The organism is Candidatus Pelagibacter sp., assembly GCF_052049935.1.
Lineage (GTDB): Bacteria > Pseudomonadota > Alphaproteobacteria > Pelagibacterales > Pelagibacteraceae > Pelagibacter.
Window position 1 is genome coordinate 36,574 of sequence record NZ_JBNGZA010000002.1, and the last position, 11,581, is coordinate 48,154.

Consider the following 11,581-nt stretch of genomic DNA (forward strand, 5'->3'; position numbering starts at 1 on the left):
TTATATCTTCTATTTATTATGAAAAAAATATTATCTGTTGTACTTTTTGTACTTATCTCTTTATCTGCAAATGCGGAATCAAATTTAAATAAAATTCTTTCTTCAGGAGAATTAAGAGTTGGAACTACAGGAGATTGGGACCCAATGACTGTAAAAGATCCAGCAACTAATAAGTACAAAGGTTTTGATATTGATGTAATGAACGAATTAGCAAAAGATATGGGTGTTAAAGTAAAATTTGTTCCAGCTGAGTGGAAAACTATAGTTTCTGGAATAACATCAAACAGATATGATATTTCAACAAGTGTAACAAAAACTCCCAAAAGAGCTGAAGTTGCAGGTTTTACAGAAACTTATTATAAGTATGGAACTGTACCTCTAGTTCTTAAAAAAAATCTAAACAAATTTTCAACTTGGGATTCACTAAATAATGAAAGTGTTACAATAGCTACAACTCTAGGAACATCCCAAGAAGAAAAAGCAAAAGAGTTTTTTCCAAAATCTAAACTGAATTCTGTAGAAGCTCCTGCAAGAGATTTTCAAGAAGTTTTAGCTGGCAGAGCTGATGGTAACATAACAAGTTCAACAGAAGCAAATAAGCTTGTTATCAAATATCCACAATTAGCAATAGTTCCTGATGGAGAAAAAAATCCAGCATTTTTAGCTATGATGGTTTCTAAAGGTGACGATGAATGGAGAAACTATGTAAACAACTGGATTAATAAAAAAAAATCATCTGGTTTTTTTACAAAGTTATTAGCTAAATATAATTTGAAAAGTTTATAATCAATTAGTAATTAATTATTAATACTTTATAACTCTAAGAGTGAAAAATTTATTTTTTTTACTTTTAGGTTTATTCTTAACTTCATGTAGTAAGAGTGAGCTGAATTGGTTAGTTCTATCACCAAATAATTTAGAAGGATTAACAAATTTAAAATTTTTATTAAGTGGTTTAACTACAACTATTTTTATTTCTGTAGTTTCAATAATCATTTCAATTATTCTAGGATTAATTATTGCAATACCTTCATTAGCAAAAAATAAATTTCTTACTTATATTAATATTGGTTATGTTGAGATTGTAAGAGCTATTCCACTTTTGGTTTTAATTTTATGGATATATTATGGATTGCCAATAATGACCGGGATAAGTTTTAGTCCATTTGTTTCTGGAATTATTGCTTTATCAATAAGTGAAAGTGCTTTTCAAGCTGAGATATTTAGAGCTGGTATAAATTCAATTAAAAAAGCACAGTGGGAAGCTGGTAGTTCTCTTGGGTTGAATTTTTTTAGAAAATTAAGATTAGTTATTCTACCACAAGCCATTAAAAATATTTTACCCGCAATTGGAAATCAATTCGTCTATGTGTTGAAGATGTCATCATTAGTTTCAATTATTGGAATTGGAGATTTAACAAGAAAAGCAAATGAACTAGTGGTTACTACTTATAGACCACTAGAAATTTACACTTTCTTAATCTTTGAATACCTAATTTTAATACTAATTGTTTCTTATTTTGTCAGAAAATTAGAAAAAAAATTAAAAACTGATTAATTTTTATTTTTTTTTCTCCACTCCCATGGATTTATAAAAGGTCCTTGCCAAACACCTAATTTATTTTCTTTAGCTTGTTTTTCTTGAGCTACAAACTTTTTTGAATATTTTAAATAAGCTACTGCATATCCATTTTTTACCATCCATGAATTTACATTTAAATTTTTATAAAAACATTCACCAATAAGTCTTCCATATCTATCTTTATTTGAAATTAAGCATGAAATTTTTTTGTTGGAAACTTTATCTCTTAGTTTCTCTGTTGAAATAACACCGCAGTTATATTTTTTATATAAATTGTAAAAAGAAAAAGAAATGAATGGTTTTTTGCAATTTTGCTTGACTTCTGGTGCATCGATCCCAAATAATCTTATTTTATTTCCATTTATCTTTATAGTATCTCCATCAGTAACTGATGGTACTCCTTCAATTTTTTCTATTGAACTTGCTTTTGTTGAAAGCAAAAAAATAAAGAAACTAAAAACTAAAAAGTTTTTTATTTTGTTTAAAAACATTGTTCAAAAAATATCCAATAAAGATTAATACAGCAAAACCCATTATCCAATTAGTAGCCATAATAGTATAAAAAATATCTTCATAGTTTCCGCCTCTAATATTAATAACATACCACAAACATAAAAAGGGAAATGCTGTTAATCGTAAAATACTCAAATATAAACTGTAAATCGGTTTTTTGACTGCTTGAAAGACTGCTGTAGTTATAAAAAATACCGGATAAATTGGACCAATTAATGCAGCCACTTGTAAATAAATAATACCATGTTTAATCGCTTCTTCATTGTCAGTAAATAAAGAAACTAAATATTCTGCACCAAAAAAAATAATTAAACCTGCACAAATCATAAAAGATGATCCAAAAAATAAGGCTTTTTTATATAATTCTCGTATACGTTCAAATTTTTTTGCACCAAAATTTTGTCCACCTATTGATAGGACAGCTGTATTCAGTCCAATAACTGGTAATAAAAAAACTTGTTCAATTCTTAAAGCTGCTCCATAACCAGCAGCTGCAAGTTCGCCAAATTGTCCAATAAAATATAATACGTTAAAAATACCAACACCAATAAACAACATGCTAAACATAATTGGCAGTGATTGTTCTAACAATTCTTTAAGAAGTTTTAAATTAGGAACAAAACATTCAATTTTAAGAAATTCTCTTAATTTACAAGAATTAACTTTATAAGCTAAATATAAAGTTCCAATTGTTTGAGAAATTACTGTTGCGATTGCTAAACCTGAAATACCAAAACCTGGAATAAAAGCATATCCCCAAATAAATAGAGGATTTAAAAATATATTAAGAAAGAAACTAAATATTAAAACATTTCTATAACTCTTTGTATCACCTTGAGCATTAAGAGTTCCATTGAGAGATATTTGTATCAAAACAATAAATGTTCCATAAAAAATTATATCCAAATATTCTCTAGTAAGAATTATACTTTGTTGATCTGAACCCATTACAGATAACAAAAAATTTGAGGAATTTAGACCAAACAAAGTTACTATCACTGATACGATAACAGCGAAAATTACTGATTGTGCAACTAATAAAGAAGCCTTCCTAATTTTTTTTTCTCCTAAAAGATTTCCAATGCAAGCATTCGTTGCAGCGCCTATACCAACGCCAACTGCAATAATCACAAAATAAATAGGAAATGATTTTGCTATTGCACCAATTGCTTCAGCTGATATTTTTCCTGCAAACCAAGTATCAACAAGATTATAAAAAGTTTGAAATAAAGATCCTGTACTTGCTGGTATAGTAACTTTTCTAAGTAATTCCCATATAGGGTCCTTAGTAAGTTTGATTGATTTAGACAAATAATCCCCTATTTAAATTCTTTCTGAAATAAATAATTTTTTCCTGATTTTTTTGCTCTATATATCTGACTTTGTCTCATTCTAAAACGTGATTTTTGAGAAGTTGTTAATTTATCAAAACAATTTGGGCAAGATACTCCCTCTTCATATTTCTTTGATTTTTTATCCTTATTTGATATAGGCATTCTACATCCACTACACATTGAGTGTGTGCCTATCTTTAAACCATGTTTTAAACTTATTCTGTTATCGAAAACAAAACATTCGCCTTTCCATAAACTTTGATCCTTTTTAATTTTTTTAAGGTAATTCAAAATTCCACCATTTAATTGAAAAATGTTCTTAAATCCTTTTTTTTGTAAATAAACAGAAGTTTTTTCACATCTAATACCACCAGTACAAAACATTGCGACTGGTTTATCTTTTTTAAGTTTATTAAGATACTTAGGAAAATCTCTAAAATTAGTTACGTCGGGATTTACTGCTTTTTTAAAAGTTCCAACTTTATATTCAAATGGTTTTCTAGTATCAATTATATGAGTATCTTTATTTTTAATCAGCTTATTCCAATCCTTTGGCTCTAAATGCGTTTTCAAATTTCTTTCTTTCGAATTTAATTTTAAATTCATAGGAACAATTTCATCTTTTATTTTAACTTTTGGTTTATGAAACGGTTGAAAATCTGAATTAGACTCATTGAAATTATCAAATTTTTTAAAAGAGAATAAAGATTTGATTTTTTTTTTTGTTTTTTCAATGTTTGATACTCTGCCAGATATAGTGCCATTAAGACCTTCTTTGGCTATAATAATAGTTCCTCTAATATTATTATTATTGAAAAATGTGGTTAAAATCTCTTTATTCTTTTTTAAAGATTTAACTTTAATAAATTTATAAAATCCAAAAACTTTAAACATTATAATACTCTACAAACAGTCATTCCATCACCTAATGGAAAAATTATTTGCTCTACTCTATGATCATCTAAAACAAACTTATTAAATTCTCTTATATTTAATGTGAATTTGTCATTATTTTTTTTATCTACTACTTCTCCGTGCCACAAAACATTATCAATAATTATTAATCCACCTTTTCTTGTTAGATGTAATGAATTTTCATAATATCTTTTATAATTCATTTTATCTGCATCAATAAATACCATATCAAATTTTTCATTCTTTAATTCTTCAAGACTATCAATCGCAGGTTTTATGATAGTCTTAATTTTATGATCTTGATTAGCTTTTTTAAAAAAATTAACAGCAACTTTGTTTGTCTCCTCATTTTTATCAAGAGCAATTAACTTACCATCGTTAGGTAATGCAAGAGAAATTGAGAGAGCACTTAGACCAGTAAACGTTCCAATTTCAAGAACACTTTTAATATTTGCAATTTTGATTATCAAATGAAGAAAATTACACTGCGTAGGATCAATCTGCATCCTTTTTATTTCTCCTAAAGTTTTATTATAATCAATTATCTCTTGTTGGATTGGATTTAATTCAAAACTAAAATCTTTAATATAGCTTTGTAATTTTTCTGTAATTTCTAGGTTTGCACCCATTTTATTAAAGTTTTTTCTTTAATATTTCATTTATCAATTGAGGATTAGCTTTGCCACCTGAAGCTTTCATTGCTTGACCAACAAAAAAACCAAATAATTTTTCTTTACCGTTTTTATATTCAATTGCCTTTTCTCTGTTGTCATTAATTATTTTATCAATCAATGCTTCTAATGCTTTTGGATCACTTTGTTGTTTCAAACCTTTTTCTTCAACAATTTTTTGAGGATCTTGGTCACCATCAATCATAAATTCAAAAATTGTCTTTGCAATTTTACCTGAAATTGTTCCATTTTTTATTAAGTTTACCAAAATAGCTAAATTTTTTGCACTAACAGGACTTTGTGAAATCTCTAAATTTTTATCGTTTAAGACTGCAAATAATTCACCAGTAATCCAATTGACTGCTAATTTAATATCTTTATTTTTACCCATCTTCGCTACAACTTCTTCAAAATATTTTGAAGTTTCTATATCAGAAACAAGAATAGTTGCTTCGTACGGAGAAAGTTTAAATTCATCAATAAACCTTTTCTTTTTATCATCCGGTAACTCTGGAATATCTTTTTTAATATCATCGATAAATTCCTCAGAAACTTCCAATGGTAGTAAATCAGGATCAGGAAAATATCTATAATCATGAGCATCTTCTTTCGATCTCATAGATCTTGTTTCATTTTTTTTTGTATCAAACAATCTAGTTTCTTGGTCAATTGTTTGACCTTCTTCGATTAAATCAACTTGTCTATTTGCTTCATATTCAATAGCCATCTGCATAAATTTAATTGAATTTACATTTTTAATTTCACACCTAGTACCAAATTCTTTTGCACCTTTTGGTCTAACTGAAACATTTACATCAGCTCTCAAAGAGCCCTCTTGCATGTTACCATCACAAGTGCCTAGATATCTCATAATTGATCTTAATTTTTTAATATAAGCATTAACTTCATCAGGTGATCTTAAATCAGGTTTACTTACAATTTCCATTAAGGCTACTCCAGATCTATTTAAATCTACGAACGTATTTTGAGGATCAAGATCGTGTATACTTTTTCCAGCATCTTGCTCTAGATGTAATCTTTCAATACCAATTTCTTTTTGTCCCTCAGGCAAATCTAAAATTACTTTTCCTTCACCTACAATTGGATCTTTAAATTGGGAGATTTGATATCCTTGAGGTAAATCAGCGTAAAAATAATTTTTTCTGTCAAAGACTGAACGTTTATTAATTTTTGCGTTTAATCCAATTCCAGTTTTTATTGCTTGCTTTACACAAAATTCATTTATCACTGGCAACATTCCAGGAAAAGCTGCATCAACTAAACTTACTTGAGTATTAGGTTCGGCTCCAAATTTAGTTGCAGAAGAAGAAAAAAGTTTTGATTCTGAAGTTACTTGTGCGTGGACTTCTAGTCCTATTATAACTTCATACTGATTATCCTTTCTGTTGATTAAATATTCACCTTTGTTTTTACTCATTTAATCCACCAATCAGTTATATTATTTTTAAAACCAATTTTTTCTTCCATGGCATATGCAATGTTTAATATATTTTGTTCATCAAATGCTTTACCAATGATTTGTAATCCTAATGGATAACCTTTTGCATCATGGCCAGCTGGAATAGATATTCCAGGTAAACCAGCTAAATTAACTGGTACAGTAAATATGTCATTTAAATACATAGAAACTGGATCGTCTTTTTTTTCACCAATTTTAAAAGCTGAACTTGGTGTAGATGGAGTTAATATTGCATCTACCTGATTATAAGCTTCGTCAAAATCATTTTTAATTAATTTTCTTACCTTTTGAGCTTTGAGATAATAAGCATCATAATACCCTGAAGATAAAACATATGTTCCAATCATAATACGTCTTTGAACCTCTGGTCCAAAACCTTCAGATCTAGTTTTTTCATACATATCAATTAAATTTTTACCTTCGGCTCTAAAACCGTATTTAACTCCATCATATCTAGCTAAATTTGATGAGGCTTCTGCAGGTGCAACAATGTAATAAGTTGGTAAAGCATAACTTGTATGTGGTAAAGAAATATCAACGACCTCTGCCCCACATTCTTTAATATAATCAATTCCTTTTTGCCATAAATCCTCTATTTCTTTTGGCATTCCTTCAACCCTGTATTCTTTAGGTATTCCTATTTTTTTTCCTTTGATATTTTTACTAAGTTCTTGGAGATAATTATTTCTTTTAAAATTAATAGAAGTTGAATCTTTATTATCAAAAGTACTAATAACCTCATGTAACAAAGCACAGTCCTCAACATTTTGAGACATTGGACCTGCTTGATCTAAAGATGATGCGAAGGCAACAATTCCATATCGAGAACAACTGCCATAAGTAGGTTTAAGACCAACGGTTCCTGTAAATGACGCTGGTTGTCTAATAGATCCACCGGTATCTGTACCTATAGTAATGGGAGTTAATTGTGCAGCTACAGCAGATGCCGAACCACCCGAAGAACCTCCAGGCACTAAATTTTCATCAATTGGATTCTGTACATTGCCGTAATAACTTGTTTCATTTGATGAACCCATCGCAAACTCATCACAATTTAACTTGCCTAATAATATCCCTCCAGCATTCCATAAATTATCTGTAACTGTAGACTCATATGTTGGAGTAAAACTTTGTAATATTTTACTTCCAGCGGTTGTTTTGACATTTTTTGTACAAAATAAATCTTTAACAGCTATTGGGATGCCTGGTAACTTTAAATCTAGATTTGGTTTTTCATCAAATTGTTTAGCTTTTGTTAAAGCATTTTCAAAATCAGTAGTTATATAAGCATTAAGTGTTTTTGATTTTTCAGATCTTTCTATGAAAGCTTTTGTTACTTCTGTTGAAGAAACTTTTTTTTCTTTAATATTTTTACATAATTTTACTAATGTTTGTGTTGTTAAATCAGACATTATTCAACCACCTTAGGTACTACAAAAAAATCTTTATTCTCTTTTGGTGAATTTTTAATTATTTCCTCTTTTATGTTTTTACTTTTAACTTCATCACCCCTTAATCGGAGAGTTGTCTCAGCAACAGATGTCAAAGGTTCAACATTATCAGTCTTTAATTCATTTAATTTTTCTATAAACTTAAATATAGAATTTAAATCACCAGCTAGTTTTTCTGCTTTTGCTTCATCTACAGATATTCTTGATAATTTAGATATATGCTTTATTGTTTTAAGGTCTATTGTCATATGAAAATAAAATACGTCGCAAACTATCATCTAACATTAAAATTTACAACATGATCACACTAGAAGAGTTTAAAAAAAATAACCCGAAAAAATGTAGATTAATTGGATTAGATTTAGGGTCTAAAAGAATTGGGGTCGCAATTTGTGATGAAAATTGGTCTATTGCAACTCCATTTAAAACAATACAAAAAACGACGAAAGAAAATCTTATTAAGGATTTAAATGAGATAATTTTAGAAAATAATATTGCGGGAATCGTAGTAGGAAATCCTATAAATATGGATGGTTCGTTGGGTAGATCTACTCAATCAGTTAAAGATGTATCTTCAAATATCAGTGAATTAATAAAAATCCCTGTCTGTTTATGGGATGAAAGATTATCTACTGTAGGTGCTTTTAATCTATCTAGTCAATTAGATATTAATGTCTCTAAAAGAGAGAAAAATATAGATCAAAATGCAGCTGCTTTTATTTTACAGGGAGCAATTGATTATTTAAATAATTAAGACTTGCTTTATTAATTATTAATAGTTATAGAGTTGGTTTTAATGGCAGTTAAATTAAATAAAGCTATTAAAATTTCCCAAAAACATTTGTTAGGAATCCAAGATTTATCTATAAACGATGTATTACTTATTTTAGATGAAGCTCAGGCATTCATAAAATTAAATAGAAGTAAAAATAAAAAAATTGATATCCTAAGAGGAAAAACTCAAATTAACCTATTTTTTGAACCATCTACGAGAACACAAAGTTCATTTGAACTTGCAGGAAAGAGATTAGGTGCAGATGTAATGTCAATGAACATTGGAAACTCTGCAATTAAAAAAGGTGAAACACTTATAGATACTGCAATGACATTAAATGCAATGCATCCTGATTTAATTGTTATTAGACATCAAGACTCAGGTGCATGCAATCTGCTTTCTCAAAAAGTGAATTGTGCTGTACTGAATGCTGGTGATGGTAGAAGAGAACATCCTACTCAGGCTTTGCTAGATGCTTTAACAATAATCGATAGAAAGAAAAAAATAGAAGGTTTAAAAATAGCCATTTGTGGAGACATACTTCATTCTAGAGTAGCAAGATCAAATATTTATTTATTAAACATGTTGGGAGCCGAGGTAAATATAATTGCTCCAACAAATTTAATGCCAAAATCAATAGATAAATTTGGTGTTAACACTTTCACAGATATGAAAAAAGGTGTGAAAGATTGTGATATAGTGATGATGCTTAGATTGCAAAATGAGAGAATGTCTAGTTCGTTTCTAGCTTCAAATAGAGAATACTATGAATATTATGGTTTAACTCCAGATAAATTGGAATATGCAAAAGATGATGCTCTAATTATGCATCCTGGTCCTATGAACAGAGGAATTGAGATCGACACTAAGTTAGCAGATGACATTAATAAAAGCGTTATCAAAGAACAAGTAGAATTAGGAGTGGCTGTAAGGATGGCTTGCTTAAAATTATTTTGTGAATAAATGAAGAAAAAATATTTTATAAATGCAAATATAATTGACCCTAAAAATTCAATTAATGAGAATGGAGGTTTAATTATAAATGAAGAAGGCAAAATTGAAGCAATTGGAAAAAAAGTAAATACAAATAATTTACCTTCAAGAGAAAAACCTATTGATTTAAAAGGTAAGCACATTCTTCCTGGCTTAGTTGATATGCGAGTTTTTGTTGGAGAGCCTGGTTATGAATATAAAGAGAATTTCAGAACTCTAAGTGAAGCTGCATTAGCAGGCGGTGTTACATCGGTGGTAACCATGCCAAATACTAACCCTGTAATAGATGATGTTTCAATTGTTGATTTTTTAAAAAGAAGAGGAAGAGACAAATCAAAAATTAATATTTTCCCATGTGCATCCTTAACTGAAAATCTTGAAGGAAAAAATATGACTGAATTTGGTTTATTACAAAGTAAGGGAATTATAGCATTTACAGATGGATTAAAAACCATTCAAAATACAAGATTGATGACAAGAATTATGAATTCTGCTTTTGATCTTGATAGTTTGATTATGCAACATGCAGAAGATTATGAGTTATCAAAAAATGGAATGATGAATTCAGGTATAATAGCTACTAAATTAGGGTTATCAGGAATACCCGCGGTAGCTGAAAAAATCATTATTGAAAGAGATCTTACATTGCTGGAGACAATAAAATGCAGATATCATATCTCACAATTATCATCCTCAAGATCAGTTCAAACAATTAGAGAAAGGAAAAATAAAGTTAAATTTACCTCAGGAGTATCAATTAATAATTTATCATTAAACGAAAATGATATTGGAGATTTTAGAACTTTTTTAAAATTATCACCTCCCCTGAGAACTGAAGAAGATAGATTATCTCTAGTTCAAGCAGTTAAAGATGAAATAGTTGATGTTATAGTTTCAGATCATAAACCAGAAGATGAAGAGTCAAAAAGACTTACATTCAGTCAAGCGGCGACGGGTGCATCAGGCATTGAAACTTTATTATCTCTTTGCTTAGAACTTTATCATAATGGGTCTGTAAAATTAGAAACCATTGTAAAAACATTAACATCAAATCCAGCTAAAATTTTGAAAATTAATAAAGGAAATTTATCAATCGGCAATGACGCAGATTTTTGTATAGTCGATATTGATAAACCGTGGATTGTAAAAAAAGAAAATTTAATATCTAAATCAAAAAATACTGCAATTGAAGGTAAAAAACTTCAAGGTAAAGTCACTAATACATTTGTAAATGGAGTAGAATTATTTAAGTTATAAGAAATGGATTATCTTATAATTGGAATTTTATCTTATCTTTTAGGATCAATACCTTTTGGGTATTTATTAACTAAATTTTTTTTAAAAAAAGATATTAGAGATGTTGGTTCAGGAAATATTGGAGCTACCAATGCTTTAAGATCTGGCAATAAGTTGATTGGATACCTAACTCTAGTCTTTGATATTGGAAAAGCTGTAATTCCAGTTTTATTTGTAAAAATAAATTATCCTGAATTAATTTTTCTTTCATCATTATGTGCTTTTTTAGGTCATGTTTTTCCTTTATGGCTTAAGTTTAAAGGTGGAAAAGGTGTAGCAACTTATTTGGGCATCTTATTTGTAATAAATATATCTTATGGAATAATATTTATAACAATATGGTTGTTTATTTATTTCTTATCAAAATATTCTTCATTATCATCTATTTTAGCTACTTTATCTATTCCAATATTTTTAGTAATTAGTAAGAATTTTTCTGAAGTATCTTTTTTTGTAATTATGTTTGTATTAATTTTTTTCACTCACAGAGAAAATATAAAACGCCTTAAAAACAAAGAAGAAAAAGAGACAAAAATTTATTAAATTGACTAAAAAAACCTTTTATGTAGTT

General features: G+C 28.4%; 13 protein-coding genes. 6 read left to right on the forward strand and 7 right to left on the reverse strand.

The genetic code is table 11. The features are described 5' to 3' along the window. Positions 1-18: 18 nt before the first annotated feature. Together ACTT90_RS01305 and ACTT90_RS01310 are read left to right on the forward strand one after the other, a co-directional pair. Positions 19-786, forward strand: a complete 768-nt coding sequence (locus ACTT90_RS01305) for a transporter substrate-binding domain-containing protein (RefSeq protein ID WP_440937085.1) — start codon at positions 19-21, stop codon at positions 784-786. A 40-nt stretch (positions 787-826) separates the two neighbouring features. Beyond that, positions 827-1,558, forward strand: a complete 732-nt coding sequence (locus tag ACTT90_RS01310) for an amino acid ABC transporter permease (RefSeq protein ID WP_440937086.1) — start codon at positions 827-829, stop codon at positions 1,556-1,558. Here the strand turns inward: ACTT90_RS01310 and ACTT90_RS01315 are convergent. Genes ACTT90_RS01315 through gatC form a run of 7 tightly spaced genes read right to left on the reverse strand, consistent with a single transcriptional unit; the run spans position 1,555 to position 8,194 of the window. After that, positions 1,555-2,073, reverse strand: a complete 519-nt coding sequence (locus ACTT90_RS01315; protein WP_440937087.1) for a thermonuclease family protein — start codon at positions 2,071-2,073, stop codon at positions 1,555-1,557. The genes ACTT90_RS01310 and ACTT90_RS01315 overlap by 4 nt on opposite strands. Then, positions 2,036-3,406, reverse strand: a complete 1,371-nt coding sequence (locus ACTT90_RS01320; RefSeq protein ID WP_440937088.1) for an MATE family efflux transporter — start codon at positions 3,404-3,406, stop codon at positions 2,036-2,038. Before ACTT90_RS01320 ends, ACTT90_RS01315 begins: the two co-directional genes overlap by 38 nt. Before the next feature lie 8 nt (positions 3,407-3,414). Next, positions 3,415-4,323 carry an oxygen-dependent tRNA uridine(34) hydroxylase TrhO gene (trhO, locus tag ACTT90_RS01325; RefSeq protein ID WP_440937089.1) on the reverse strand — a complete coding sequence of 303 codons (909 nt, stop codon included), beginning with the start codon at positions 4,321-4,323 and terminating at the stop codon, positions 3,415-3,417. Next, the gene (locus ACTT90_RS01330) at positions 4,323-4,973 is read right to left on the reverse strand and encodes an O-methyltransferase (protein ID WP_440937090.1); all 651 of its coding nucleotides are present in this window, start codon (positions 4,971-4,973) and stop codon (positions 4,323-4,325) included. Before ACTT90_RS01330 ends, trhO begins: the two co-directional genes overlap by 1 nt. Before the next feature lie 4 nt (positions 4,974-4,977). After that, a complete protein-coding gene (gene gatB, locus ACTT90_RS01335; protein WP_440937091.1) occupies positions 4,978-6,453 on the reverse strand; it encodes an Asp-tRNA(Asn)/Glu-tRNA(Gln) amidotransferase subunit GatB in 1,476 nt (491 codons plus the stop codon). Beyond that, entirely contained in the window at positions 6,450-7,907 is a 1,458-nt protein-coding gene (gene gatA / locus ACTT90_RS01340; RefSeq protein WP_440937092.1) for an Asp-tRNA(Asn)/Glu-tRNA(Gln) amidotransferase subunit GatA, read from the reverse strand. Before gatA ends, gatB begins: the two co-directional genes overlap by 4 nt. After that, complete coding sequence (gatC, locus tag ACTT90_RS01345) at positions 7,907-8,194, reverse strand: Asp-tRNA(Asn)/Glu-tRNA(Gln) amidotransferase subunit GatC (protein ID WP_440937093.1); 288 nt, start codon at positions 8,192-8,194, stop codon at positions 7,907-7,909. The genes gatA and gatC overlap by 1 nt, the downstream gene beginning before the upstream one ends. 50 nt (positions 8,195-8,244) lie before the next feature. Here gatC and ruvX point away from each other — a divergent pair, with 50 nt between their 5' ends. Genes ruvX through plsY form a run of 4 tightly spaced genes read left to right on the forward strand, consistent with a single transcriptional unit; the run spans position 8,245 to position 11,553 of the window. Then, the gene (gene ruvX / locus ACTT90_RS01350) at positions 8,245-8,700 is read left to right on the forward strand and encodes a Holliday junction resolvase RuvX (protein WP_440937094.1); all 456 of its coding nucleotides are present in this window, start codon (positions 8,245-8,247) and stop codon (positions 8,698-8,700) included. A 42-nt stretch (positions 8,701-8,742) separates the two neighbouring features. Continuing rightward, positions 8,743-9,684, forward strand: a complete 942-nt coding sequence (locus tag ACTT90_RS01355; RefSeq protein ID WP_014953325.1) for an aspartate carbamoyltransferase catalytic subunit — start codon at positions 8,743-8,745, stop codon at positions 9,682-9,684. Continuing rightward, positions 9,685-10,971: a dihydroorotase gene (pyrC, locus tag ACTT90_RS01360; RefSeq protein ID WP_440937095.1), complete on the forward strand. Its 1,287-nt coding sequence runs from the start codon at positions 9,685-9,687 to the stop codon at positions 10,969-10,971. Between the two features lie 3 nt (positions 10,972-10,974). Then, positions 10,975-11,553 carry a glycerol-3-phosphate 1-O-acyltransferase PlsY gene (plsY, locus tag ACTT90_RS01365; RefSeq protein ID WP_014953327.1) on the forward strand — a complete coding sequence of 193 codons (579 nt, stop codon included), beginning with the start codon at positions 10,975-10,977 and terminating at the stop codon, positions 11,551-11,553. The last annotated feature ends 28 nt before the right edge of the window (positions 11,554-11,581 follow it).